This window comes from Sorangiineae bacterium MSr12523, from assembly GCA_037157775.1.
GTDB lineage: Bacteria > Myxococcota_A > Polyangia > Polyangiales > Polyangiaceae > Pendulispora > Pendulispora brunnea.
This window is the reverse complement of sequence record CP089982.1, coordinates 12,448,922-12,473,682: the sequence shown is the minus strand read 5'-3', so window position 1 is coordinate 12,473,682 and position 24,761 is coordinate 12,448,922. Positions and strand designations below refer to the sequence as shown.

24 protein-coding genes are annotated in these 24,761 nt (G+C 61.9%); 8 read left to right on the top strand and 16 right to left on the bottom strand.

The window, feature by feature from the left end; all coding sequences use genetic code 11:
• Positions 1–134: 134 nt before the first annotated feature.
• Positions 135–1,166 (bottom strand): NAD-dependent epimerase/dehydratase family protein, encoded by a 1,032-nt coding sequence (locus LZC95_49330; protein ID WXA94438.1) that lies wholly within the window; start codon positions 1,164–1,166, stop codon positions 135–137.
• Positions 1,167–1,262: 96 nt separating this feature from the next.
• Positions 1,263–2,681: an amidohydrolase family protein gene (locus LZC95_49325; protein ID WXA94437.1), complete on the bottom strand. Its 1,419-nt coding sequence runs from the start codon at positions 2,679–2,681 to the stop codon at positions 1,263–1,265.
• Positions 2,682–3,093: 412 nt separating this feature from the next.
• Here LZC95_49325 and LZC95_49320 point away from each other — a divergent pair, with 412 nt between their 5' ends.
• From LZC95_49320 to LZC95_49305, 4 genes are all read left to right on the top strand, one after another.
• Entirely contained in the window at positions 3,094–3,522 is a 429-nt protein-coding gene (locus LZC95_49320; protein WXA94436.1) for a hotdog fold thioesterase, read from the top strand.
• A 206-nt stretch (positions 3,523–3,728) separates the two neighbouring features.
• A complete protein-coding gene (locus LZC95_49315; GenBank protein WXA94435.1) occupies positions 3,729–5,036 on the top strand; it encodes a hypothetical protein in 1,308 nt (435 codons plus the stop codon).
• Positions 5,029–5,703 (top strand): hypothetical protein, encoded by a 675-nt coding sequence (locus LZC95_49310; protein ID WXA94434.1) that lies wholly within the window; start codon positions 5,029–5,031, stop codon positions 5,701–5,703. Before LZC95_49315 ends, LZC95_49310 begins: the two co-directional genes overlap by 8 nt.
• Positions 5,700–5,969 (top strand): hypothetical protein, encoded by a 270-nt coding sequence (locus LZC95_49305; GenBank protein WXA94433.1) that lies wholly within the window; start codon positions 5,700–5,702, stop codon positions 5,967–5,969. Before LZC95_49310 ends, LZC95_49305 begins: the two co-directional genes overlap by 4 nt.
• A gap of 8 nt (positions 5,970–5,977) precedes the next feature.
• Here LZC95_49305 and LZC95_49300 read toward each other — a convergent pair whose 3' ends face one another.
• Positions 5,978–6,898 carry a DUF6268 family outer membrane beta-barrel protein gene (locus LZC95_49300; GenBank protein ID WXA94432.1) on the bottom strand — a complete coding sequence of 307 codons (921 nt, stop codon included), beginning with the start codon at positions 6,896–6,898 and terminating at the stop codon, positions 5,978–5,980.
• Positions 6,899–7,378: 480 nt separating this feature from the next.
• Here LZC95_49300 and LZC95_49295 point away from each other — a divergent pair, with 480 nt between their 5' ends.
• Positions 7,379–9,574, top strand: coding sequence for a DUF4139 domain-containing protein (locus LZC95_49295; GenBank protein ID WXA94431.1), 2,196 nt, complete (start codon positions 7,379–7,381; stop codon positions 9,572–9,574).
• 4 nt (positions 9,575–9,578) lie between these two features.
• Here the strand turns inward: LZC95_49295 and LZC95_49290 are convergent, their stop codons facing one another.
• The 10 genes from LZC95_49290 to LZC95_49245 all read right to left on the bottom strand — a co-directional run bounded on the left by LZC95_49290 (position 9,579) and on the right by LZC95_49245 (position 20,536).
• Positions 9,579–10,874 carry a hypothetical protein gene (locus LZC95_49290; GenBank protein ID WXA94430.1) on the bottom strand — a complete coding sequence of 432 codons (1,296 nt, stop codon included), beginning with the start codon at positions 10,872–10,874 and terminating at the stop codon, positions 9,579–9,581.
• Positions 10,875–10,966: 92 nt separating this feature from the next.
• Positions 10,967–11,824 (bottom strand): alpha/beta hydrolase, encoded by an 858-nt coding sequence (locus LZC95_49285; protein ID WXA94429.1) that lies wholly within the window; start codon positions 11,822–11,824, stop codon positions 10,967–10,969.
• Between the two features lie 229 nt (positions 11,825–12,053).
• Entirely contained in the window at positions 12,054–13,634 is a 1,581-nt protein-coding gene (locus LZC95_49280; protein WXA94428.1) for a sulfatase-like hydrolase/transferase, read from the bottom strand.
• 269 nt (positions 13,635–13,903) lie between these two features.
• A complete protein-coding gene (locus tag LZC95_49275) occupies positions 13,904–14,719 on the bottom strand; it encodes a phosphodiester glycosidase family protein (GenBank protein WXA94427.1) in 816 nt (271 codons plus the stop codon).
• A 36-nt stretch (positions 14,720–14,755) separates the two neighbouring features.
• On the bottom strand, positions 14,756–15,277 hold the full coding sequence (locus LZC95_49270; protein ID WXA94426.1) for a DUF1097 domain-containing protein: 522 nt from the start codon (positions 15,275–15,277) through the stop codon (positions 14,756–14,758).
• Positions 15,278–15,439: 162 nt separating this feature from the next.
• Positions 15,440–16,846, bottom strand: coding sequence for a tryptophanase (locus tag LZC95_49265; GenBank protein ID WXA94425.1), 1,407 nt, complete (start codon positions 16,844–16,846; stop codon positions 15,440–15,442).
• Positions 16,847–16,848: 2 nt separating this feature from the next.
• Positions 16,849–18,348, bottom strand: coding sequence for a tryptophan 7-halogenase (locus tag LZC95_49260; protein WXA94424.1), 1,500 nt, complete (start codon positions 18,346–18,348; stop codon positions 16,849–16,851).
• 27 nt (positions 18,349–18,375) lie between these two features.
• Positions 18,376–19,050, bottom strand: a complete 675-nt coding sequence (locus tag LZC95_49255; GenBank protein ID WXA94423.1) for a hypothetical protein — start codon at positions 19,048–19,050, stop codon at positions 18,376–18,378.
• Between the two features lie 157 nt (positions 19,051–19,207).
• A complete protein-coding gene (locus LZC95_49250) occupies positions 19,208–19,621 on the bottom strand; it encodes a GFA family protein (protein WXA94422.1) in 414 nt (137 codons plus the stop codon).
• Positions 19,622–19,645: 24 nt separating this feature from the next.
• Positions 19,646–20,536 carry a LysR substrate-binding domain-containing protein gene (locus LZC95_49245; GenBank protein ID WXA94421.1) on the bottom strand — a complete coding sequence of 297 codons (891 nt, stop codon included), beginning with the start codon at positions 20,534–20,536 and terminating at the stop codon, positions 19,646–19,648.
• A 75-nt stretch (positions 20,537–20,611) separates the two neighbouring features.
• On the opposite strand from LZC95_49245, the gene LZC95_49240 reads away from it, so the two are divergent.
• On the top strand, positions 20,612–21,055 hold the full coding sequence (locus tag LZC95_49240) for a VOC family protein (GenBank protein ID WXA94420.1): 444 nt from the start codon (positions 20,612–20,614) through the stop codon (positions 21,053–21,055).
• A gap of 362 nt (positions 21,056–21,417) precedes the next feature.
• Here LZC95_49240 and LZC95_49235 read toward each other — a convergent pair whose 3' ends face one another.
• Positions 21,418–22,839, bottom strand: coding sequence for an MmgE/PrpD family protein (locus LZC95_49235; GenBank protein WXA94419.1), 1,422 nt, complete (start codon positions 22,837–22,839; stop codon positions 21,418–21,420).
• 71 nt (positions 22,840–22,910) lie between these two features.
• Here LZC95_49235 and LZC95_49230 point away from each other — a divergent pair, with 71 nt between their 5' ends.
• Together LZC95_49230 and LZC95_49225 are read left to right on the top strand one after the other, a co-directional pair.
• Positions 22,911–23,123, top strand: a complete 213-nt coding sequence (locus LZC95_49230) for a DUF6496 domain-containing protein (GenBank protein ID WXA94418.1) — start codon at positions 22,911–22,913, stop codon at positions 23,121–23,123.
• A 58-nt stretch (positions 23,124–23,181) separates the two neighbouring features.
• Positions 23,182–23,481 (top strand): hypothetical protein, encoded by a 300-nt coding sequence (locus tag LZC95_49225; GenBank protein WXA94417.1) that lies wholly within the window; start codon positions 23,182–23,184, stop codon positions 23,479–23,481.
• A gap of 59 nt (positions 23,482–23,540) precedes the next feature.
• On the opposite strand, the gene LZC95_49220 is transcribed toward LZC95_49225, so the two are convergent.
• Positions 23,541–24,080: a hemerythrin domain-containing protein gene (locus LZC95_49220; GenBank protein WXA94416.1), complete on the bottom strand. Its 540-nt coding sequence runs from the start codon at positions 24,078–24,080 to the stop codon at positions 23,541–23,543.
• Between the two features lie 61 nt (positions 24,081–24,141).
• Positions 24,142–24,738, bottom strand: a complete 597-nt coding sequence (locus LZC95_49215; GenBank protein ID WXA94415.1) for a cysteine hydrolase — start codon at positions 24,736–24,738, stop codon at positions 24,142–24,144.
• Between the last annotated feature and the right edge of the window lie 23 nt (positions 24,739–24,761).

The following is a 24,761-nucleotide window of genomic DNA, read 5'->3' as shown; positions in this document are numbered from 1 at the left end:
AGGAACCAACAATCAACCCTTCTTTGGGTTTATTGCCGTTTCCGCTGGCGATCCTGGCGCCTCTCTTTTGGCGTTCTTGGCGGTTCCTTCTTCATGGTCGAGAATTGTGCTCGCCCATTTAGGAATGAGACGAGCTAGGCCAATTGGCGTTTACTGTAGAGCGAACGGATCGTCGGGATCAGATACTGATCGAAGGAGCGTTGGAAGTCGTATTTCGGACTAAAGCCCCAATCGTTGCGGGCGAGCGAATCGTCCACGTCCTCGGGCCACGAATCGACGATTTTCGAGCGGACCGGATCGAGCTCGTAGGAGAGATCGGCGTTGGGGAAATGCTTTCTGACCATCCCCGCGATTTCTTCTGCGGAGGCACTGAAGCCGGACACGTTGTACACGGCTTGCGAGAGTTGATCGCGATCGGCCTCCAGCAATTGAATGAGCGCGTCCGTCGCATCGGGCATGGTCATGAAGGGGATCCGCGCATCCGGCCCCACGAAGCACTTGTACGGTTGGCCCTGTGCCGCGGCGTGGATCATCTCGGGGCCGAAGTCGCTCGTACCACCGGTGGGGATCGTCTCGGCGGAGATCAAGCCCGGGAAGCGGATGGCGCGGAAGTCCATACGGGTCGCCGAAGCGAGAGCACCCAATTGGCGCGAATAGTTGGTGAAATAGCGGCCCAAGTGCTCGCAATACAGCTTGTTGCACCCATACATCGTGATGGGCAAATTCCAATTCTCTTCGGAGATGCGGCCCACGTTCTTCTTGGTGTCGAGATCCGGAATGCCGTAGACGGCAATGGAGCTCGGGAAAAGGAAGCGCACGGATTCGCCCAATCGGCTTGACTGGTTTTGGCTCATACGAAGAAGGTTGAGGGTACCTTCGACGTTCACCTGGTGCGCAAGCTCCGGATCGCGCTCGCCTCGGGTGGAGAGCAAGGCCGCGAGGTGGAACACCACCTTGATTTCGTGGTGGGCGGCAATTTGATCGAGCAAGTACCTATCCATGATGTTGCCGGAATAGGCTTCGTGGGTGAGCTCGCGGTACGATTCCGGTAGGGGCGAGAGGTCCAACGACACCACCCTGTAACGATCTTGTTGCGTCAATCGCTTCAACAGGGACCGTCCGATTTCACCGTTCACACCAGTAATCAACACGACAGGCTTGCTCATGGCGCGGGAGCTTGGCGAAAAGGCCTGCTCGTGTCCAGGTGAAAGCGGCCCTGAGACGGGCGCGGCCGTACGTGGTTCTCGTCGTTGCGCGTCAATTCATGGCGCGGAGCCTGCGCGGCCCTCGCCTGCGGGGCGCTTGGAGATGCGGCCCGCGCGCATCACGAAGGTCACGTGTTCGGTCTGGGTAATGTCTTTGAGCGGATTGCCGGGTACGGCCACGACATCGGCCAGCTTGCCTTTTTCCAGCGTTCCCGTTTGCGCGGAAAGGCCCAGCAAGGCCGCATTCGTGGAAGTGGCCGCGCGCAACGCGGCGGCGGGGGACATTCCCGCTTTGGTCATCAGGGCGAACTCGTGGGCATTGTCACCGTGCGGGAATACGCCCGCGTCGGTGCCGAACCCGATCGTCACGCCGGCGCGCAGGGCGTCCTTGAACATCTGCGCGTGCGCAGCGTCCGCGGCACGTTCCTTTTCCTGGATGGGGGGTGGCATCTTGTCGATCCTTTTCGACAACCAGTCTGCGGCCATGAACGTCGGAATCAGCACCGTGCCATTCGCCTTCATCATGGCCAGCGTGTCCGGCTTCAGGAAGGACCCGTGCTCGACCGAATCCACCCCGGCCGCGATGGCTGCCTTGGCAGCCGTATCGCCGTGGCAATGCGTCGCCACCCTTTTTCCGAGCCGGTGCGCTTCGTCGACGATGGCCTTCAATTCGTCGGGTGTGAGCTGCGGCGCATCCACGGCGTCGGCGAGGGACAGGACACCGCCCGAGGACATCACCTTGATGACGTCGGCCCCATATTTCACTTGCTCGCGCACCGCCATCCGGCACGCGTCCGCGCCGTTGCAGATGCCGTCGGCGGGGCCGGGCTCCTTGATCAGCTCGGGTGGATACGGGTCCTCGTCGGCGTGACCGCCCGTTGCTCCAAGGGCGTGGACGGCCACGAGCATGCGGGGTCCTTGAATCACGCCGGCCTTGATGGCATTGCGGAGCCCTACATCGATGTAATGATACGAGCCCACGTCGCGCACGGTGGTAAAGCCGGCGTCGAGCGTCTTTTTTGCAAAGCCCACCGCGAGAAGAGCATTCTCGGCGGGCGAGCGGAGGAGCCGCTCCTGGTTGTAGCGGTAATAGTCATCTCCCAATTCCACGGCGAGATGGGTGTGTGCATCGATGAACCCCGGCAACAGCGTGCTGTCGCCCAAATCGATCACCTCCGCATCGGCGGGGGCGGTTATCGATTTACCCAGCTGCGTGATGAGGCCGTTTTCCACCAAGACCGAGACGCGTCCACCTTGCGCCTCGAGCACGTCGTTCCCTTTGCCGTCGAAAAGGCGCGCGGCACGCAAAACGATGGGCTTTTGTTTCGGCATGCTCGAAGGATCGATGGGCGCGGCCGGCGGAACGGAACGCGCATTCGGCGCCGCACGCGGCCCTGCCGCCGAGGTGGCGTGCGCGACGGGTGCCGCCTCCGCGTGCGACGCACAGCCAATCGTCCCCGCGGACATGGCGAACATGACGGTCCATGAGCCGAAAGAAAAGAACCCCGCCCCCAATGGTTTGCGCGCGACTCCCCGCCGTCGTTCGATATTGATCATGAATGCCAATATTGGGGAAAGGGCGTCCCATTCGACAAGATGTCGATGAACGAGGAGTCGCCTCATGCCCCACCCTCGTCACACCGGAGCCCGCTCGATTCGTGCGGCATGTCGAAAGGCCGTGCGGTCGGATTGCACTCGCCCCGAACGCGAAGCGTCGTTTCCAACCCGTGAAGTGACCGCCCGGCGCGACCTCATTCCAATAAACGAGATTTGCGACAATGGCGCTGCGACGCCAGCATGCGTGAAAGCGTGCGACGGCTCTGGAATCGGGAGGCTGATGCGGCGCTTTTTGACCACGCGCGATGCAGGCCGCGGTATGGCATGAAACATGGACGCCAACGCCTTGCGCGATTTGATCGAGAACATGATTCCCTTCCATCGATTCCTGGGAATGCGATGCGCAGAAATTCGGCCTTCCTTCGTTCGGATCGAGTTGCCCTTCCGCGAGGACTTCATCGGCGATCCGCTCCGTCGCGCGCTCCACGGTGGCCTTTTGAGCACGCTCGCCGACACCACCGGCGGCATGGCCGTCTGGTCCGAGTTGCGTGACGCGCGCAGCCGTCTCTCGACCATCGACTTGCGCGTCGACTACCTCCGCCCGGGGAAGCCGGAGCTCGTCGCCTGCGAGGCCACGGTGGTCCGCCAGGGCAATCGCGTGGGGGTGACGGACATGCGATTGTTTCACCCATCCTCACCCCAGGAGACGATTGCCACGGGCAAAGGCGTGTACAACATCACCGTCGTCAAGTCGCAATAACGGGGCAAAATGCACCACGAAATAGGCACGGCCCGCTGGAGCGTCCAGGTGATCCCTAACCGCGAAATTCGTCGCGCGAAACGAAACAACGACACAGCCTCCAAATACGCATCTTAATCCGACGCTTCGTACCTATTCGCTTGTGCCACCACCGTCGCTGGGATCGATTGCATCTTTGCCGGTAGTGGGTATTTGCACCGTAGGCCATGCGGGTGCCGATACTCATGGGATTGATTGCGCTGACGATGCTCACCGCTTGCCCGAGTGGCGAGTCGGTGCGTGGCGTCGAGCATCCACGTACGGAACTGCTGCACGCCAGTGCGCGGCGCAGCGGGCATCCGACGTGTCGCGGCAGCTCCATCGATGCATGGACGCAGCAAGGCTTTTGCGTCACGGCATTCGCGACGGATCTGGTACGGCCGCGCCACCTCGTCGTTGCGCCGAATGGCGACCTGCTCGTTGCAACGCGGAACGGGGTCGTCGTCCTGTGGGATGCGGACGGTGATGGCGAATCCGACGAACACGAGCGCGCCACCCTCGGCGGCCCCGACGTCAACCATCAGGGGGTCGCGCTATCGCCCGACGGGCGCTGGCTGTACATCGCCGATTCGCGCGCAGTTCGTCGCATCGCGTACCATTCCGGTTTACGGAAGAGCGAGGGATCGAGTGAAATCGTCATTCCGGACATCCCGCTGACCGTCTCGCATCCGTATCGCACCATCACGTTCGACCGCGAGGGCAGACTCTATCTTGCCGTCGGGTCCGACGACAACCTCACGCCCGGCCTGGGCGCAGCCATTCTGCGTTACAAAATCCCCGACGCGATCCCTGCGGGAGGACTTCGTTACCAAACGGGCGAGCGCTTTGCCGTCGGGATCCGAAATGCCGAGGCCCTCGCTTGGGCGCACGACGGCAGCCTGTGGGCATTCGTGAACGGTCGCGATTTCCTGCGTCCTTCCGGCACGGACGCGTCATTCTATTTGGACCACCCCGGAGATTGGATCTTCCGGCTGTCGGATCGACCGGGCACGTTTTACGGATTCCCGAACTGTTGGCTCCTCGGCCCCGTACCATGGGGTCCTCGGCATGATGCCACCTCGCAATGGGCCGATCCCGATACGAATCAGGGCCGCGACGATGCTTGGTGTTCGAATCCCGCGAACGTCCACCCCGCCGCGGGCGCGCTCTCCGCTCACACGGCGCCGCTCGGCGCCGTCGAGTACACCGGCAATCTTTATCCCGCCAAATACAAGAATACCTTCTTCGTCACGTCGCATGGCTCGTGGAACCGCCATGGCAAGCAACGCGGGCGCACGATTCTCGACGTGCGCACCGATGGCGATCGCGTCACGGGCGTGGAAATCGTCATTGGTGAACGCGGCCAAGACGGAAAGCTCGTCGAAGGAGAATGGAAACAACGTCCCGTCGGCATTGCCCAAGGGCTCGACGGTACGCTCTACATCACGTCCGATGAGACGGGCGAAGTCATGCGCGTGGGGTACAGCCGTGAGTGACCGACGTTTTCCCCTCCTGCTTTCCACGCTGGTATGCGCCGCCGCGGTGGCGTGTTTCAAGGGCGAGCGCCTGGCCGCCGAAACACCGACGACGAACAGCGGGCCCGCCTCGCTCATTGTGGCGCGCGAGCAAGCCGGGGGAAAGAACGAGGGACCGCTCGGCTACGCGGCACCCGTCTCTCGGAGTCACCTGTACGATGAACTCGCCGCGCAGGGGATCCACCCGGAGACGCTCGGTCCGCTCAATGAGATCAAGGATCCTCGCGTCCTTCTGGGGGTCATGAATACGTTCACGCGGTCGCTCGGGGTGCGGTGCAGCTGGTGCCATATCCAAAGCGATTACGCGGCCGCGACCGCCCGCAAAGCGGTGGCGGCCTTCATGTGGGACGCCTTCGTGGGGCAGATGCAACTCGTCGACGGCGGCTCGCTCTACTGCGATTCGTGTCATCACCAGAGCACGATATTCCTGCATCGCAACGCGGGCGACAAGCTCGCCCTCGCGAAGTACATGCAGACCGAGTACGTCGATCAATTGCGCCGCCGCGATGGTCAGGAGCACGGCTGCGCGACGTGTCACGGTAATCCTATCAATGCCCGCTTCCTGCCTCGCATTTCGGACCCCGAGGGGTACCAGGCACCGGCGCTGTATCCGGGGATGCAACCATGAGGATCTTCGTGTTCGCACTGATGATGGCAGCGCTCTTCTTTGGCTGCCTGGGCGGCGGCCAGACGAAGCAGTCTCGCCAAATGTCGGATCGCGTCGGCGACCAATCGCGTGTCATGCCGATGAAATCGAGAGAGGGCAATTGGACGAAGGCGGCGCAAGGTCACGGTGCGGCGGGTCCAATGTCCCCTGAGGAGTTGGCGCGCATGGAGAAGGCGAGCGCCCCGGGCGCAAACCTCTCACGCGACGGCGGAGCGCCGATTCCCTGAACTTCTACTCACTTGGTAACGGGAGCCCAAGGATCGCTGCGCCAGCCGGCCGATCCGAACCAGAGTCGGGCGCCGAAGGTCATGACCGCCGGCAGGAGCCCATCGCGTTTCGAATCACCGTCGACGAAGTATTCGTAGCGGCGCAGCACGGTGGCCGATGCATAGAGATCGAGGTGCGTGTTGTCCGAAAAGTTCAGCGTCGCCTTGGGCCCCACGTTGACGGTCATATACGAGAGTTGCATATTGTCTTCGCCGTATTTGCGACTGCTCAAGTGAAAGGCATTGGCATCCAGCGCCCCCCGAATGCCCAGCGACAACCAGGGCGCCGCGCGGTATTCCACGTTGAGTTGCGAGGGCAGCGCGCCACGGATGCGAAAGCGATCGCTGATCTCCCAATTCATGGCGATGGCCGGTGCCGGAAGAACCCTGCGGAGCTGGTGAAAGTACGAAACGCCGACACCGAGCTGAAAGGAATCGCTGAATCTGTACATGCCCACGACCGAGGCGCTCAGCGATAGATCATCCATCGAAACGCGCTCTTCGAAATCCGAGGCGAGGCCCACGTTGACCATCGCTCCGACCATCACGCGACTGCCGAGCATCTGCATGATGCCCAAGCTCACCGCCGGCGCATGCAACCTTCCGTACGGCAGTTCTTTGCTCGTGCTCTTCGGAATATCGATCATGTCGTACGCGATGCCGGGAATGAACATCGTCCGCGGGCCAAGCGGGATGGGTTTTCCGGCGCGGAAACGCAAGGTTTGAATCCCGAGCGAGTCCTTCGTGTCGCGCGACTCGGGCTTCTCCAGCCCGAACGCGGATCCTTCGTAGCTTACGGAAAATATCGAGTCGGCCGCTTGGGCGCTCGCGGTCTTCGTTTGACAAACCACGGCGAACACCGCCAGGACGGCAAAAGTAGTTTTTAGCATTGGCAATTATTTCGAAGCGCAAACGCCTGCCCCAACACGTGGTTGCGGCATGCGGAACCCGAACTGCTTCACGAACGGCTCGAACGGCCTTTTCGGGGAATCAAGTGCCCGGGCGGGAGTCCTTCGTTCAAGAATTCCTGACCGAAATGCACACCTTGGCCCCAACCCCGATCTTTCGCGGAGAAACACGGCCGATGACGCACCTCGGGAAGGCCAACTCGACCTTGGGCCGAGGCGGCCTGCGCCGGGAACGCTCCGCCCGCGCCCGGCAGCGCGCCCGCCGGCTGCCTCGACACGCTCCACGTCGTTCGCCGCGCTCACGCCGGGGTCGTACGCAGGCGCCCAAGATCCTGCTCGTATTCTCGTACGCGCGCCAATTCAGCTTCTTCCTTCGAAGAAACGGAATGTTGGATCGTTGCAGAATAGGCCCCGTGCGGGCTCGTCCATGCGTCATCGAAGGATGAACCGAGGAGCTCGCAAATGAGGCATTTGGCGCCATTTTCCCTCATCGCGCTGTTGGTCGGTTGCGGCGGAGGGTCCAGTTATGTCCACAGCGATACAACCCTGGGACGGGTCGTCGTTTATCGAAATGGGGTGGCCTATTTCGAGCGCTACGCGAAGGTCGACGACGACACCCTCCGTCTCTCGGTCCCGGCGGACAAAGTGGACGACTTTCTCAAGTCGCTCACCGTCGTGGATGCGAAAACCGGACAACCGGCGCCCGTAGCCTATCCGACGGGCGGGTCCACCGATGGGACAGGCCTCATCGACATGAAGATTGGCCTTCCCGGATCGAGACCACACCAGGTGCGTCTGTCGTACGTGACGGAGGCCCCCGCGTGGAAGCCGAGTTACCGCGTCCTCCTGGGTCAAAAAGGCCAGGTGGAGCTCCAAGCGTGGGCCATCGTGGACAACACGTCCGGGGAAGATTGGCACCATGTGAAGCTTGGCGTGGGCTCCAGTTCGGCCATGTCGTTTCGCTTCGATTTGCGCTCCCTCCGTCTCGTCGAGCGCGAGACGCTCCAGTCGGATGCGCTCTTCGCGGCCGCGCCTCCCTCGGGCGCCTCGGTCTACGGGGGTACGCCCGCCCCCGAAGGTCAGAAGAACGTCGCCGTTCTGAACGACGAGGCCATTGCCTCCAACCGCCCTGCGAACGCCGCCCCCACCCCCACCGTCGACGTGGCGGTGCACGGTCGAGCCCAGCGGAGCTTCGAATCCGTGGATGAAGTCTTAAGTGGTGAAGGCGCGAGAAAGCCCTCGTCATCGGGTATGCCCGGAAATCCCAACGCTCCAAGCGAGGCGCGTCCACCGCGAAAGACCGAGGAGAGGACGGCGAGCCCGCCGCCACCCCCACCGCAGGCCCCGCCGCCGAATCCATTCGACGCGCTGCTGCGGCGAATCAAGCAGCCGGGCAGCACGAATGCATTCGTGATTGAAGGATTCGCCGATCCCAAAGATACCGACCGAAACCGCGCCGCGTTGGATCGCGCCAACCAAGTTCGCGAACAGCTCATACGTCAAGGCGCCGACCCCAATCGGCTAACCGCCGTCGGAAAAGGGGAAGTCGAAGGAACCACGGGCGGAGTTCGCGTGCTCGAGTCGTCGAAGAGCCGTGCGTCTCCGAGTGCCGCCGCGGCTGCCGCGGCCGATCCCATTGGGACATCGCATTTCGAGTCCGGTGTGACCATGAGCATTCCGCGCGGCAGCAGCGCGATGGTGTCCATTCTCAACGCGAAGGCCGAGGGCGAGGTCGTCTACCTCTATGATCCGGAAAGTGCGCGCGGCAATGGATCGTTCGCCTTCAAATCGGTTCGCATCAAGAACCCAACGGATTCGGCGCTGGAGAGCGGGCCGGTCAGCGTCTTCGGCGAAGGGCGCTTCATCGGCGAGGGCATCGCCGAGCCCATTCCGGCCAAATCGACGGCGTTCGTGCCTTTCGCGCTCGATCGGCAGATTGTCGTCGAGGCGAAAAACGAGGACCGCGACGAAATCGCGCGCGTTTTGAGCGTACAGCACGGTGTCTTCTCGGCGGAGGTGCAGCACACGAAGCGCTCGACCTGGACGCTCCACAACCGCCTTCGCGAGCGCGTCACGGTGTACGTCCGCCACACCTCGCCCGAAGGCCACAAACTTTCACCGAGGTCGGCGCCATCCGTCGAGCGAATTGGAGGCGCAAACCTCTTTCGCGTCATCCTCGATGCGGGCGCCAAAAAGGATATCGTGGTCGAGGAACAGGCACCGCAATTCAAAACAGTCGATCTTCGGTCACCGGACGGAATGGCCCTCGTCCGTACCTACTTGTCGACGTCCGCACAGGAAAGCCCGCTGAAGTCGGAGGTCACCACCCTACTGAATCTGCAACAGGAAATCGGAAACATCGAACAGCGCATCGCCACCGTGCGCGACCAAATGCAGGAATACCGCAGTCGAATGGACGAGCTCCACGCCCAGGTGGTCACGCTCCGCGCGGTAAAAACGGCGGGGCCGCTCATGCAGAACCTTCAGAACAAGCTGCAAGACGTGAGCGACCACATGTCGAAGAGCACCATCGAGGTCGTCGCCCTGCAGGAAAAGCTGATGGTCTCACGTATACGCTTCCAAGATGGCGTCGCCGACTTGAGCCTCGGGAAGCGGAACGACGGGGCCAACGCGGGCGGAAGCGCAAAAGCGAAATAGGTTCCTAGGGATCGGGAACATCGACGGGGGTTGCACTTCGCAGCCCCGCGTCGAGGCTGCCCAATTGACCAATATGGTTTTCTCCCCAGCAGGAAACGCGGCCCGAAGCGCGAAGAGCACACGATGTTTCGGCGCCGGTGCTGACGGCCACGGCATCTCGAATGTTGGGCACCTCGATGGGGGTCGCGGAGCGCATCGGCGTGGTCGCGCCCAACTGCCCTTGCGAGTTGTCGCCCCAACAGACGATTCTGAAATCGTCACGGACCGCGCACGCGTGATACGCGCCCGCGGCAATGCCCCGCACCTTGGGCAGTCCCGCCACGGGCGTCGGTGCGGCAAAGCATTCACCGCCGCCGTTGTTGCACCCCCAGCAGCGAACGGTTCCAGCATCGTCCATGGCGCATGTCATATTCACCGCCGACGCGACCATCACGGTGTTGGTGACATTCGGCACCGCCACGGGTGTCGCGATCATGAGTCCACTGGAGGCGGGGGCACCAAGCTCGCCACCGGTGTTGGATCCCCAGCAAGCGACACTCCGATCGGCTTTGACGACGCACGCATGCGTGGAGCCCACCGACAGACCGATGCTTCGTTCGCTGCCCGGCACATGGATCGGCGTTGGGGAAGAGGTGCGATTTTCCGCCGCCGAGCCGAGCTGCTTATGGCTATTCAATCCCCAACAGGAAACGGAGCCGGATCGCCTCAGCGCGCACGCATAGCGGTATCCCGCCTGCACGTAGATCGCGTCCTTGAGGCCATCCACGTCCACCAAGGTATTGGATTGACCCGGAGCATTGGCACTGCCAAGTTCCCCCGCTTCATTGGCACCGATGCACTGCACATTTCCATTGGCCAGGCTGATGCAGGTAAAGTCGATTCCCGGGCCGACGCTGGTGGCCGTCGAGACGCCGGGTAAGATGGCGGGGCCGGTTCCGGTACCTGGTACGCCAAATTGACCGCTACCGCCCCAGCCCCAACAGACCACCGATCCCGTCGGCCGTACGCGGCATATGGTGTGGTAATTCCCAGCTAGGGTGCCGCGCGGCATCCAAGCCCCGGAGTCGGGCATCTCCACCGGAGGTTCGTCCACCGCACCGTCGGGGGCTGCCTGATCGGCATTGCCCGCATCGTGTTTCGGTCCTTCGGAATCGGGCCCCAGCGCCGCATCGGGGCTTGGTTTTTCCGGGTCCGTTGGAGATGAAGGCGCATCGCTCGCGCCGCCGCATGCGGACGTTGCGAGATTCGCGAAGCAGAGCGCCACGAGCACAAGAAGGCCGACACGCGGCAGTGAAGCCATGGATGGTTGGATGCTGCGACTCAGTGAGAGCGGCACCTACCGAGGTTCAGGAGGGAGCGCAAGAGTGGTGGCTGTATGCGCTTCGGCCTGCGCTAGGGATGGCTCAGGAACCAAGAGACCACCGCATCGGGCGCCTCGGGAATCCATTCGTGGCCTGCGCCCGCGTGAACGATGAGCTTATTCTCGATTCCGGCTTCGTTCAAACGCTCTTGATAGCGTTTCGCGGTCGACAGCGGCACGGTTCCGTCCTTGTCTCCGTGCAGAAGGAGCGCCGGCGGATGACTGGGCGAGAGCCTGGGAATCGAGCAAATCGGCCCCGCGCACGTAGCGTAAGAGCCCGACTCGACACCGAGCGCCGCAAAGCGACTCGGATAAGCGATCCCCATGCGGCTGGTCATGTATCCGCCACTCGAAATACCGGTCGCATACAAGTGTGTTCCACGAAGGGGACCGAACTTGCCTGCGCCAATGGCCTCGAAGATGGCGAGCATCAGTTTGTGATCGCCGGAGGCTTCCCAATTGTTCGCCCAGAGCGGGTTGTTCGTATCCCAAAAGGTCAACCCTTCGCCGTGCGCCTCGGGCGCAATGACGGCAAAGCCATGATCGAGCAGTTCCTTCACGAGCTTCGTTTGGTAGTAAGCGCCAAATGGCAGCGACTTGCTTGCCTGCCAGGTCAGCTCCGCGCTGAACAAGGAGCCCTGGAACATCAGCACCGTGGGCCAGCCACCGGCGGGCGCCGTCCCAACGGGGATCTGCCAATGAACATCGCGCAAGTTGATTTTCGCCGTGTTCTTGGGACAGCTCACCGAGGTTGACGTCTCCGTACAACGCGACTCGACGAGCGCGGTTTGCGACGTGTCATTCGGCGCATCGGAGCCCGCCGAACATCCGGCAACGAGGCACGGGAGCACGAACAGCGAGAGATGGGCCGCCAGCGATCGATGTGTCATCGACGTTACCTCCGAACGGGGTTCAATGTGATTGCCCCACAATGACAAATTCGTCCGAAGCCTGCTTGTACGAAGCGGCTGTTTCGAAGGCTGGACCGTATTTCAGAAAGGCGGCAGTGTAGGCGTCGGAAACTCCACGTCGATGAAGGACTTCTGACCGACGCGCCCAGGGACCAGCGGCCCCGTTCCGCGGACCGCCGGCCCTGAAGTCGTGTTCCCCGTGGGAACGTCAGCGAACCGGTGGGAACGGCGTTTGCCCCGCTTCGATCAATTTGCCGTTCAGCGTCTCCTGCAATTTGGCCCAGAGCAACTTTACGGGCTCGGTGGCCTGGTCCGGCTGGTGCAACAGATTGGTCATCTGGCCGGGATCTGCCTCCAGATCGTACAGCTCGTATTCATATCGGCCCGGTATGTTCGGCGAGAAGTACACAGCGTAGGTGAATTGGCTAAAGCGGATCGCGCGGATATGACAGAGCCACTGGAGATCGCTGATGTCGACCGATTCGTCGTCGTAGCAAAATAGTATCGAGTCCTGGACCGGAGGGCTGGGGAGCTGAATGAGGGCGGCCAGGCTCTTGCCCTTCATCAGAGGGTACACGCCGGGGCCGCCCGCCAGGTCCAGCAACGTGGGCAGGAAGTCGACGTGGGCATAAAAGGCTTGGGTCTGCTGAGGCTCCGGGAACAGATTTGGATTCGAGATGACCAATGGAATGTGGATGGTCTCCTCGTAGACGTTGTAGCACTTTTCTCGCAGGCCGTGAGATAGCCCCATTTCGCCGTGGTCCGCGGTACGGATGATCAACGCGTCCTTGGTGAAGCCGCAAGCTTCGACGACGTCCAGGAATTCGTTTACCCGAGTGTTCACGAACTCCATCATGTAAGCATAGAATCGTACGTAGTTGACCGTATTGCTGTTCGGATCCAGCTGGACGCCTGGAGGAGGATCCCCCGGGAGCCGGGGCGCGCCTCCGCTCAACTTCTCTTGCTCGATGAGCGGCATCCCCGCGTTCAAAAGATCGCGGAAGTGGGTTTGAATCGTGGGTTTGGTCAGTAGGGTGTCCACCGCGTTGTCCGGCAGCACAATCTGCTGGATGCTCGTGAGGGCCCAGTCTTCAGGGCGGTAACCGAAACTCTGCCAGCCCCACGGAAAGAAGTTGATGTCGTGCGGGTTCACGAATGACATGAACAACAGGAACGGCCGCATGGCCGCGGGGTCCTTCAATCTCCGGCCGGCGGCGCGAGCCTCCAGGAACTCGAGGGCGCCCTCGCCGAAGCCGTGGGCATCCACCCCTTCCCCATTCTTGCGTAAGTAGCGCTTGTCGTTGGCGGCATTGACGTGGCCCCGATTGCCCGAGCCGGCGGTGGCCCAGGACTCGTATGTGGAGTAGCCGGTCACCGTGCCAGCATCCGGCGGATTCCAATCGGAGAAGCCGTACTGCTCCTGCATATTCTTGATATCCAATTCCGACCATTGCATGAGATCGACCGGCCCGGAGAGATGCCATTTGCCTTTCCAGATCGTGTCGTACCCCTGCTTCTGCATCAGCGCGGCGAGCTGCGGGATACGCGGATCGGCATAGGACAGTGTACCGGGCGTCATCGTCAGGCCGGTGAGGTTGCTGTAGTTGCTGGTGAGCATCACGCCGCGCGACGGCGTGCACATACAGGCCGAGGTATAGGCCCGCTCGAAGGTCAGGCCATGCTGCTTGAGCCGGTTCCAGCTGGAAAGCGTGCTCGGGAAGTTCCCCATATTCGTCGGGTAGCGTTCCTGATCGGTGAGAATGACGATGATGTCGGGCTTTTCCGGCAATCCTTTCTTTCGATAGTGGGCTTGCAGATCGGCGAATGCGGTTGGCTTTCCCATGGTGCACACACCTCCTGGAGGGATGGTCGAGCCGTGCGAATTTCACGAACCGAAGAAGCGGCCCCCGACGTCCCCCGTAAACGAATAGGAACTCATGGCGCCAGGCTGGCCGTCAAGCCAATTCACGAAACACAATCGTTGCCATTTGGCAATTTAGCACTTCGAGCTGCGTCAGAAATCGACACGAGGCTGAGATTCGGCCAAGTTGGCATTCATCATTCTTCTCGGGCACGCACCAAAATCGCATGACGAATCGGGCCGCGCGGCGCGAGATGCTGCACCTTGCCGTCTTGCCAGAAAGCTGCGCCGGTCGACGGACCGCCATCGAGGTTGAGAGCATCCTCGCAACCGAATTCCGCCAGGTGTTGCGCGAGTGCAAAAAGCGAAGGCCCCAGCATGTGCTCCGCCGAATCGCTGCGCACGATGAAGAAGTCGAGGATGGTACCGTGCTCGCGCAAACAAATCGCCGTTCGCTCGGCGCGCTTGCCGTCGTCCGCTCGGATATTGACTTTGCCGCCCACGACGAGCCGTGGACGGCATTGAATGGCAAAATCGAGCTTGGACGGCGCGACGAAGGACTCCGTTTCGGCAAGCCACCCCCGCCCGCCTTCGATGGCGAGCACACCGCCGGAGAGCTTTGGCGAGAACGGTGCGAGCGAATTCCCCTGCGAGACGGCGAGCCCCAACGCATTGCCACGCGGGTCGAAGAAGCCACCGTTGACGGCCAGCAAGGCGCGTGGCCGTTCGAGCATCGAGGCGAGGGAGGGGCGCATTCCTGCGTCCTCGATGGTCACGTTCACGTCTGCGAGCGCATACGAAAAATGACGCAGCGGATAGGCCTCGAGGCCCGCGCGCACGACGGCGGCGTCGGCCTGCCATCCATGCGCCGCATCGTGTGCGGCTTCCGCAGCCGGCTGGCGCTCGCCAGCGCGCGGCGGCTCGACCTCCGCCGGGTGCGTGCCCCCGCAAGTGCAGGCCGGGCACGCGATCAAGAACGCTGCGAGAGCAAGGAGCGCGGCCGATCTCGTCACGTCGTCCATGCCTCGCTGGCGTTCATCGAGCGGAAACTACACCGCTTCGCGCGCACGCACCACGCGTGCCTGCAGGTAGCCTGCGGTTCCCGCCCCGAGCGCGCCGAGCACACCCGCGATGGCCAGAATGCCCAATGTCGAAGCGGACGGTGCCAGCATGGAGGCGAAAAAGCTGATGAGGCCCAGGAAGTAGGCCAATGGATTGTTGATGTGCGGCACCGCGCGAAGGCTCAAGACGACCACGACATCGCCAAAGATGGCGACCGGTGTCGCAGCGGCGCCCAGCCATGGCGTCAGGCAATCAATCAGCAATGCAGTTCCCACCCCGAAGACGACCCCCAATAGAAACGAAACCAGATTGGAAATGCCTTCGCGAATCGTTTGACCGCTGGTGCTGTACCCTACCCAGCCGAGGAACATCGCCCACGCAGGCAATGCCGCGGTGAGGGTCACGAACGTGGTGGCGGCGGCCACCACGGCGCTGATGATCGTGACCGAATGAAAATCGAACGGCTTGTTGGAGTTGGCTGCTTCGACATGGGAAACCGGATGGCTCATTTCGTCACCTCGCTTGCAGAATTGCCCGTCTTGCTTCGCGACTCGACGTCGCATATCCGATACGATGCCATCGCATACGAGTTTCATCATGAAACGACGTTTTCCCGGCGCCGGACATGCCCATACACGGCTCCACCCGGAGCTTTTGCCGGGCGGGGCGGGCTACAGCAGCTCGAAGCGAGCCTGAAAGAAGCGGAGGAACTTGGGCTCGTGCACCAAGCGCAGGCCGCGCAGTTGCTTTCGGCGGCGGTGAACACTCGCGATCGCCTCCACGGCGAAGTCGAAGTGGGATTGCGTATAGACCCGCCGCGGAATGGCCAGTCGCACCAACTCCAGCTCGGCGCGGTTCGGTTCGCCCGTCGTCACATTGCGTCCGGCCGAAAGGGTGCCCCGCTCCACCGAGCGAATGCCCGCCGCGAGATAAAGCTCCACGGCCAGGCGCTGCGCCGGGAATTCCTCCAAGAGCAGATGGTCGAGGAAACGCTTCGCATCGAGGTACACGGCGTGGCCACCCACCGGCAAGATGACCGGAACGCCGCACGCGTGAAGCCGTTGCCCGAAGTACTCCACCTGCTTCACGCGGGCCTGAATGTGCTCTTGCTGCACCGACTCCTCGATGCCCACGGCCATGGCCTCCATATCGCGGCCGGCCATGCCTCCGTAGGTGTGGAGCCCTTCGTAGACGAGCACCAAATTGCTCGCTTGCTCGTAGAGCGATGCCTCGTTGACCGCGAGCCATCCGCCGATGTTGACCAACGCGTCTTTCTTCCCGCTCATGGTGCACGCGTCGGTGTGCGAACACATTTCGAGCAAAATCTCGGCGACGCTCTTGTTGGCATATCCTTCTTCGCGCTGCTGGATGAAATAGGCATTTTCCACCGAGCGGCACGCATCGAGCACGACCCGGATCCCGTGCTGCTGCGCCAATGCCCGCACCGACCTCATATTGGCCATCGAAATCGGCTGGCCTCCCGCCATGTTCACGGTCGCCCCCAGACTGACGTACGGAATGCGCGTCGCCCCTACCCGCTCGATCAGCGCCGACAGCTTCGCCAGATCGACATTGCCTTTGAAGCGGCCCGGCGCCTGCGCGTCGTGCGCCTGGTCCACGATGATGTCGACGAAGGTGCCTCCCGCAAGCTCCTGATGCAACCGTGTACTGGGGAAATACATGTTGCCGGGCACGAAGTCGCCTGGTTCGATGAGCATTTTCGAGATGATGTTCTCCGCGCCGCGTCCCTGGTGCGTGGGAACCACATGGCGGTAGCCATAGTGCTTCCGAACCGCGCTCTCCAGCCGATAGAAATTACGGCTTCCGGCATAGGCTTCGTCGCCCATCATGAGCGCAGCCCATTGGCGATCGCTCATGGCGCCCGTGCCGCTGTCCGTGAAGAAATCGAGATAGACGTCTTCGGATTTGAGCAACACCGGATTGAATCCAGCCTGCTCGATGGCACCTTTTCGCTGCTCGAAGGTCAGGCGCTTGATGGGCTCCACAGCCTTGATGCGGTAGGGCTCCGCCTCGTAAGGAATATGCGCAAGCATGTTGATCGGCGTCATATCGTTCATCGTCACGTTCCTTCCTTCGCAGGGGTCACCCAATGAAAACCGTCGCGCGAGGGCACGAGGCCGCCCTCGCGCACCGGCAGATCTTCGGCCCGCGTCTCGCCCTGCGTTGCTTGAGCAAGCACCTCGACCCTGCCGCGCCGCAGGTTCTGCGTAAAGGCATTGGCGTCGAACGACGCATTGGAATACCGCGCGAAGAACTCTTCCGGCGACTCCTGGCGCGTGCGCGACGCGACGTACTCCTCGAGAAATGCGCGCTTGGCACCGCGCATTTCGAGAAAATCCTCCGCCGTGGTCGCGCCACCGGCCACGAGCCGGACGAACGCCTGCTGATCGGCTTCGTTGGTGCCGAGCACCTTGCGTGCACTCCAGAAATACGATTTCTCGTCTTGCAACATGTCGTAAAAGCCAACGAGAAAATCGTAAAAGGCCACGTACTCGCTTCGATAGCGCGTCTCGAACTCGCTCGTGCACGCGTGCGCGTCGAGGGTGCCGCGGAGAAGGGTGTTCACCGTGCGCGCGACAAGAAGCGCCGCGTACGTCGCCAAATGCACGCCCGAGGAGAACACGGGGTCGATGAAGCAAGCCGCATCCCCCACCAGCAGGAGCCCCGGCGCCCAGAACCGCGTATTGCAATACGAATAATCCTTGCGCACGCGGAAGATGCCATACGGCCCCTCGGTCACGCGACGGGCTCCGTTCAGGTACTCCTTGATGAGGGGGCACGCGTCGACGAAGGATTGAAACGCGCCTGCGTGGCCCAGCTTGAACGTTTCGGCGTACCGATCTTTCGAAACCACCGCACCGACGCTGGTCAAGGTCGGCGAAAGAGGAATGTACCAGAACCACCCTTCGTCGAAGGCAACACAAAGGATGTTTCCCTCGTTGGGTGAGGGCATGCGTTTTCCATTTTCGAAGTAGCCGTAAAGCGCAATGTTTTGGAAAAACTTGGCAAATACGCGTTCACCCGCGTGCTGATGGATCTTGCTATTGTGCCCGCCCGCATCGATGACGAAGCGCGCGCGGGCTCGCTGTGGCCTGCCGGAGGCGTCGGTGAACCGTACCCCTACCGTGCGCCCCGCCTCTTGGATGGTGTCGAGGACCGTGTGGCCTTCGCGAACGTCGACCCCTTTGCGGCCGGCATGGCGCAAGAGAATCTCGTCGAACCGCGACCGCTCGACTTGAAATGCGTAGTCGGCACCTTGGCCTGAAAGCAACCACGTATTTGCAAAGGAAAACGTCCAGGGCTCCTGATCTTTTCCCCAACGAAACGTTCCTCCCTGTTTGCGGGTGAAGTTCGCACGTTCGATCTCCTCGTCGACGCCGAGCAAACGGCAAATACCGTGGATGGTCACCGGCAAAAGGGATTCGCCAATTTGATGACGGGGAAACCACTCGCGCTCCAAGAGCAGCACCCGGTGTCCAGCCATCGCCACGAAGGACGCCGCCGTGGAGCCTCCGGGGCCGCCACCAATCACGATGAGATCGTATTCCTTTTCCGACATGACCCATACCTCCCTCGATGTTCGTCGTCAGTTCGCGCAGTTCGGGGAGTGCGCGAGAAGCAGCTCGTTCGCCACACCGATGAGGACCAACGCGTCACCGCGCTCGGGCTCGATGAGCCTCATGAGGCGCGCCGTCTGCGCGTCGTGCGGCTCGTGCGGTGGGCTCACCCGCGTGGGGTACGCCGCACGGTGGACCAATTCGGGACCGCCAAACCGATTTACTACCACGTCAGGAACGATGGCTGGAACGTCGCCATCGAGCGGCGAATACATGTGAAAGTTCTCCGCCCGGCAGAGACGGCGGAAGCCCGCCATGGGCAGAGGACTTTGCGTCCGAATCATGAGAACGCGTTCGTCGCCCGCCAACCTCATGGGGCCGAGCATGCGGTACATCGAATACCTCCGACGGACTTCGCGAAGGAGGAATGCGCTACAGAAGTAATTCACCTTCACGGCGCCACGCGAAGCAACGTTCGCGTGGTAAATCTCGTTGAGCGCATATCCGACGAGCTCCTCGCGGCCGGCCGACGCCAGATAAATATAGTGCGCACGATTGGCTCGGCCGAGCCGCGCCAGGGTTTCGCGAAGCGGTAGATTGGCTTCCATCGCACGCTCCGTCGTGTCGTGAACGCGCCGCACGAACGCATCCTCGAGAGACTGTGCGCCCACGACACGCCGGATCGTGAGGGTATCGAATTGCATGAACTCCCCTGATTCGCTGTACGCGCCTCACATGGTCGTTCATTTGAAATTTGCCAATTTATATATTCATCGAATTAATTCGCCGGAACCCATTTAGCGGGATGCGCCGACATCGGCGCCCTTCGCGCGTAGCGAAAGGCGCCCTTGCCTCATGCCACTACCAGGGCATCCGCTCGTCGGAGCCGCCAAAGATGGCGGGGTACTGCTTGAAATGCGGTAACTCGTCCTGGATGGGGAGCACCGCGTGCTGGCACTGCATGTGGAAGGCGGGACGGAATACCCCCTCGGGCAAAAGCGAAGCGGTAATGCTACGGACGCCCAAACCCGCGGGCTCGGCGAACATTCGCGTCCCGCATTGGCGACAGGTCGCGCGCTCCGTCGTCTTGAGCCGCCATCGCACGGGATCGCCGTCGACGATCTGTGCCTGCGATGTCAGGTACATCGCGGCCGGAAGGTATGCGCCACCATGAACCAGTTGGCAGTCGTCGCAATGGCAATACACACATTGCATCGGCTCCCCAATGAGCTTCATTTTTACGGCGCCGCAAAGGCACTGAATCGTATGTTCCATCGGTCCCCTCGGTTCGTGCTTCGTTCAAATGTCGCGACGTCGCGACACCGGAGCATCATAGGCGGCGCGCAGCATGAGCGCGATTCGTCGTGCGGGTTCGCTCAATCCGCTCGCGCGATGAAGCAGGCCGATTTCACGGTGGAAGGTGTGGTTTCCCAGATCCACCACGCGGACCGCGGCGGGCCATTTGCGGTGGCCGGCCGTTTCGGGAACGAGCGCTATCCCCACTCCGTTGGCCACCAGCCGCACGATCGCTTCCAGCTCGTCGAGCTCACAAACTTCGTGCACGGACAGGTGCGTGCGACGCAGAAAGCGGTCGACCTGGCGGCCACCGAACGACGCGCGGTCGTAGCGCACGAAGGGCTGGGTCGCCAAAAGCTCGCTCCAATCGTCGCCGGAGGTGCGACGCGGCACGAGCAAGCGAAACGGCTCGCGCGCGAGCGTGGTCCAGCGAAGGTCGCCCTGCGGTGGCAACGGCGGGCGGATGATGGCGGCCATGTCGATCTCACCAGCGTCGACCTGATCGGCCAGACCCATGGAAAGGCCAGGCAGCACACGGGTGCGGCAGTCCGGATGCTCGCGGTGGAACCGCGCCAGCACGTCGGGCAAGCGCGAGCGCTGCACGGAGGCAATGGCCCCGATGGTGACGAGCGTCGTGACTGGATGCCCCACCGTGCGTGCGCCAAGGTCGTCGTAGAGACGAACGAGCTCCTGGGCACGCACGAGGATTTGCTGCCCCATCTCGTTCAGCCGCGCCGAGCGCCCGGTGCGCTGGAACAAGGCAAAACCGAGCTCCGCCTCCAACCGCTGCATTTGGGCGCTGACCGCCGCCTGGGTCAGGCCGACCTTTTTACCGGCGGCGGAAAAAGTCCCCTCCCGGGCGACCGCGATGAAGGTGTTGAGCTCGCGAATCATGCACAAATTTTCGTGATGCTCAGCACAAACTAATATTGGTTTTATTTTATGTCGAGCGGCGCCAAGATCCGGACCATGGACGCCCCGACATCGAACCCCGCTCTGCTATCCCCCTTCCATCTCGCGTTTCCGGTGCACGATCTGTCGCTGGCGCGCGCATTTTACGGCGAACTTCTCGGCTGCCCGGAAGGGCGCAGCTCCGAGGGTTGGGTCGATTTCAACTTTTATGGCCACCAAATCGTGGCCCACCTCGCGCCCGAGGAAACCGGCGTCGCGCAACGCAACGCCGTCGACGGCGATGCCGTGCCCGTGCGCCATTTCGGCATCGTCCTGCCGATGGCCGAATGGGAAGCGCTCGCCGGCCGCCTCACGGCCAAAGGCGTTCGCTTCCTCATCGAACCTCATACCCGCTTCAGGGGAGAACGCGGCGAACAGGCCACCATGTTTTTTCTCGATCCATCGGGCAATGCGCTGGAGATCAAAGCGTTTGCCGATATCACGTCGCTTTTTGCGAAATGAGGGTGGCGGCCTCGCTCAAAGTGATGACGTCGCGGCATTTGGGGCGGGCGTCGGAGCTTCGGGCTTCGCCGGAGACGCCTTTGGGCGCTTGAAGCAAGTGGCGCTGTCGGTCAGTCCAACCAGCTCCCATCCTTGCTCGCCCGCTTCGTTGAGAAATTCGGAGTAATGCGATAACGCAGCGCCTGAGATGCAGAGGTGCTCCCACTGGGGAAGGTGCGCACCAGTAGGCATCTTCGGAACCGTGCCTTGGCGACTTGCGCCGACCGTCACGGGATCACACGCAGGGAGAACGAGAACAAATAGAAGGCTGACAAGGGCTGTTCGCATAAGCCGGCACCCTTATCAGCTCCCAAGTGGCTTTTCTACGAAGCGCGGCGAACGCCGCTCCGCTCGGACCGAGACGCGCTGCGGCGTGTGGATGCAAGCAGCGCTGTCAGCGCTTGCACATCGTGCGCTTCGAGCGTGTCGACCATCTCGACGATGCGCTCGGCAAGCTCGAGACCGGCATTTTGCTCGGCGAGATCCTCGAACTTGGACACGACCTCGTTCCACGAGAGCGGCCGCGTGAAGTAACCGAGGTAATCGGCTTTCTCGAGTGCGAGCTTGGTGCCGTCGGCGAGTCGGACTCGCACGCGGCACGGAAGCTCCGCGGGGTAGCGCCTCGTAAGACGGCGCGCATCGTCGACGTGGACGCGTTGGAGAAGCTCCTGCACGTCGGCGCGCCCGATGCGCTCGGGCTCGTATTGGGCAGGCCCCACCTGCCCATCGAGCAATGCCACGGCCACGATGTAAGGGACGCTGTGATCCGCCTGCTCTTTGGAGTGCACATCTTCCTTGTCCCCCGCCTCTTTTCCACCCGGGGCGACGATGTTGTACGCCTGTTCGAACACATCGATTTCGACCCGGTCGATGGACGCGGGATTTTCCCCGAGCACGCGATGCTCGCGGCGCAGATCGAGCACGGCCTCGACGATGGATTGCGTGTGCGCCTCGGCGTTGTAACGCTTGACCGACGAGCGCAGAACGCGCTCCAAGTCCTCTTTTTCCCAATCGATGTGGAACCTGCCCGCGAGGGCCTCTTTCAACCCGAGCCGGCCTTCGATGATGCCGAGCGGTCCTGTCACACCGCGCGATGCCAAATAGGTGCAGCTCAAAGCAGCCGCGCCATGATGCGCCGAGGCCATGCCCTTCCATTGCGAGAGGTGCCCTTCGCGGACGGCAATCATGCCCTGTTGTGCGACCCCGCTCAGGGCCATGGCATGCGCCGTTTGCGCGCAGGAAAGCCCGAGTGCTTTGGAAACGCCGGCCGCGACCGAATAGGCCTGCTGCACCGTGTGATCGAAGCCCTTCGATTGCACCGGCGCCTCTTCGAGCAACCGCGCTTGAATCTGGTAAGCAACGGCGATGGCCGCGAGCAAATCGCGACCGCTGCGTCCGCGGTCTTCGGCGGCGGCGAGCACCGCAGCGATGTTGTCGCTGGGGTGGCACGTCTGCTTCCGCGCCGTGTAAAAGTCCATATAATCGAGGTACCGAATCAAGGTCCCATTGTAGAAGGCCGCGCGATCGGGCGCCGTCTTTCCACCGCCGATGAGCGTCACCCCGCCGGTGCCACCAAAGGCGTCCACCTGCTCGCGCACGGCCCGCGCAGGCTTGCCCTGCAATGCGCCAATGGCACAGCCGATACTATCGAGCAAACGGATCTTCAGAGCCCTGCGGGCCTCGTCCGAGAGCATTTCCCAGCGCGCGCGTTCGACGAACGCAGCCATTCGTTCGATGTCGTGCATGACGTCGCATTATGCAATTGGAATTCCGCGGGCACCCTTCATGTGGCCCGTCATTTGCCGCCTTGTAATATATGGCTGCAAAACGCAAATACAGCAAAAAAGCCGGCAACAAGGTTGCCAAGGCCATGCATGAACGCAAGGCGGGAACGTTGCGTTCGGGCCGCTCGGGGAAAAAAGTCACGAGCAAGAAGCAAGCGGTCGCCATCGGCCTATCGCAGGCGCGCCGCGCCGGGGCCAAGGTACCCAAGAGCTCCAAGAAGAAGAGCAAAAAGAAGTCATCCTAATCGAGGCACCTTCGATGCATTGCGTCCACCTGGCGGAGCTCTCCGCCAGAAAGGGCCGATGATGGGTACTATAGGAAAAGGGCAGACCGAAGGTTTCCCGCTCGACAATCTCACGTACGATCTTCTCACCATCGTGCAGGAGAAATCGAAGGCACTCGAAGCATATGGTCGCTATTGCGATGATGCGCGTCAAGATCCCGAGATTTTGCGCATGCTCGAGCAGATCAAGCGGGAAGACACGAATCACGTCCAACAATTGTCGCAGCATCTCGCGCGGTGCCTGGGGCGTCAGCAGCAAGGAACGACCGGCGAATCACGACCGCAAACGACGAGAACCACCCAAGGGTCTTCCTCGTAATCATCATGACGGAACGAAGGCGGAGAGCCCCTCTCTCCGCCTTCGTTCTTTTTGCGCGATCAACGACGTTGCGCGACCGCGCCGTTTGGCGTTGGCGCCTTCATCTGGCTCGCAATCTTTCGCGATTCGTCGGCGGACGTCTGCGAAAGGCCTTGCGGCACGAGCGCATTGAAGCCCTCTGCCTTCGCCTGCTCGAAGGCCTTTTCCATTTGCCGGCCGAGCGTGTCCAATTTGTCCGCACCGAGCTTCTCTTCGACCTCCGGGAAGAGCTCTTCCTCTTCCTCCTCGACGTGGTGCTCGATGAGTTCCTCCAACGTGGTCAATTTTGCCTCGAACGACGGGTCTGTCACAGGTGTACGCAAGAGGCGCTTGAGAGCAATTTCGGCCATGGAGTGCTCTTCGAGGCTTTCTTCGACGGTATCGGAGTCCACCTCGCGGACAGCGGGGTAAAAAATGTTCTGCTCGATGGCCATGTGCGCCGATAGATCGTTGGCGAGTTCCTCCAATAACGCTGATGCGTTCGACTTGCTGTTCTTGAGTTTGTCGAAGACATCTTCGACTTTGCGGTGTTGTTGCTCCAAAAGGTCAGTGGCTTTCATGACCTTCCTTCAAAGCAAAGGCCGCACCTCCGCGAAATCGAGGCAATATTGCACGGTGTGATCAGAGCGCATGCCCCGTTGGCTTTTTTCGTCGGTGCCCGGCCGCCAAGGGGTCGCGTTCGTCGCTGGCTCGAACGTCGGCGTGCAGGGCTTCGCGGACGTGCGTCAATGCCGCGCGCGTGATGCCGGGGGTGTTGGAGGCGGTGCAATCGGACGGAACGCGCACGTGATAACCGAGCATGTGCGCGTCATTCGCGGTGAAGAGCACGCAAAGGTTCGTGGCGAACCCGGTGAGAACCAGGGTGTCGATGTGAAGGTGCTCGAGCAACAATTGCAGCGGCGTGGAAAAGAAGCCCGAATGCCTGGGCTTCAGCACGAAATAATCGCCTCGGCGGGGCCGCAGGCGCTCGGCCACGGCATGCCCCGGCTTCGTGCGCTTGGTGCATTCCTGCACGGTGGCCTCGAAGTTCGAGCGCCACTGACCAAAGTTGTCATTCACGTACACGACGGGCACACCGAGGCGACGTGCCCTCCTGGCCAACGCCTCGATACGGCGCGCCGCAGGTATGGCGGCGGCAACGAGGCCCTCCGAGCCTTCGAAGTCGAATCCATTGATGACATCGATGAGAAGCAGCGCGATACCCCGATTCGTTCGCATGACCTAGGGACCACACGGCATCC

What these genes read in the sequence shown, in the direction of transcription:
- LZC95_49330 (WXA94438.1), bottom strand. Translation starts at nt 1,166, where the DNA reads ATGAGCAAGCCTGTCGTGTTGATTACTGGTGTGAACGGTGAAATCGGA.
- LZC95_49325 (WXA94437.1), bottom strand. Translation starts at nt 2,681, where the DNA reads ATGTTCGCCATGTCCGCGGGGACGATTGGCTGTGCGTCGCACGCGGAG.
- LZC95_49320 (WXA94436.1), top strand. Translation starts at nt 3,094, where the DNA reads ATGGACGCCAACGCCTTGCGCGATTTGATCGAGAACATGATTCCCTTC.
- LZC95_49315 (WXA94435.1), top strand. Translation starts at nt 3,729, where the DNA reads ATGCGGGTGCCGATACTCATGGGATTGATTGCGCTGACGATGCTCACC.
- LZC95_49305 (WXA94433.1), top strand. Translation starts at nt 5,700, where the DNA reads ATGAGGATCTTCGTGTTCGCACTGATGATGGCAGCGCTCTTCTTTGGC.
- LZC95_49300 (WXA94432.1), bottom strand. Translation starts at nt 6,898, where the DNA reads ATGCTAAAAACTACTTTTGCCGTCCTGGCGGTGTTCGCCGTGGTTTGT.
- LZC95_49295 (WXA94431.1), top strand. Translation starts at nt 7,379, where the DNA reads ATGAGGCATTTGGCGCCATTTTCCCTCATCGCGCTGTTGGTCGGTTGC.
- LZC95_49290 (WXA94430.1), bottom strand. Translation starts at nt 10,874, where the DNA reads ATGGCTTCACTGCCGCGTGTCGGCCTTCTTGTGCTCGTGGCGCTCTGC.
- LZC95_49285 (WXA94429.1), bottom strand. Translation starts at nt 11,824, where the DNA reads ATGACACATCGATCGCTGGCGGCCCATCTCTCGCTGTTCGTGCTCCCG.
- LZC95_49270 (WXA94426.1), bottom strand. Translation starts at nt 15,277, where the DNA reads ATGAGCCATCCGGTTTCCCATGTCGAAGCAGCCAACTCCAACAAGCCG.
- LZC95_49265 (WXA94425.1), bottom strand. Translation starts at nt 16,846, where the DNA reads ATGAACGATATGACGCCGATCAACATGCTTGCGCATATTCCTTACGAG.
- LZC95_49260 (WXA94424.1), bottom strand. Translation starts at nt 18,348, where the DNA reads ATGTCGGAAAAGGAATACGATCTCATCGTGATTGGTGGCGGCCCCGGA.
- LZC95_49255 (WXA94423.1), bottom strand. Translation starts at nt 19,050, where the DNA reads ATGCAATTCGATACCCTCACGATCCGGCGTGTCGTGGGCGCACAGTCT.
- LZC95_49250 (WXA94422.1), bottom strand. Translation starts at nt 19,621, where the DNA reads ATGGAACATACGATTCAGTGCCTTTGCGGCGCCGTAAAAATGAAGCTC.
- LZC95_49245 (WXA94421.1), bottom strand. Translation starts at nt 20,536, where the DNA reads ATGATTCGCGAGCTCAACACCTTCATCGCGGTCGCCCGGGAGGGGACT.
- LZC95_49240 (WXA94420.1), top strand. Translation starts at nt 20,612, where the DNA reads ATGGACGCCCCGACATCGAACCCCGCTCTGCTATCCCCCTTCCATCTC.
- LZC95_49235 (WXA94419.1), bottom strand. Translation starts at nt 22,839, where the DNA reads ATGCACGACATCGAACGAATGGCTGCGTTCGTCGAACGCGCGCGCTGG.
- LZC95_49230 (WXA94418.1), top strand. Translation starts at nt 22,911, where the DNA reads ATGGCTGCAAAACGCAAATACAGCAAAAAAGCCGGCAACAAGGTTGCC.
- LZC95_49225 (WXA94417.1), top strand. Translation starts at nt 23,182, where the DNA reads ATGATGGGTACTATAGGAAAAGGGCAGACCGAAGGTTTCCCGCTCGAC.
- LZC95_49220 (WXA94416.1), bottom strand. Translation starts at nt 24,080, where the DNA reads ATGAAAGCCACTGACCTTTTGGAGCAACAACACCGCAAAGTCGAAGAT.
- LZC95_49215 (WXA94415.1), bottom strand. Translation starts at nt 24,738, where the DNA reads ATGCGAACGAATCGGGGTATCGCGCTGCTTCTCATCGATGTCATCAAT.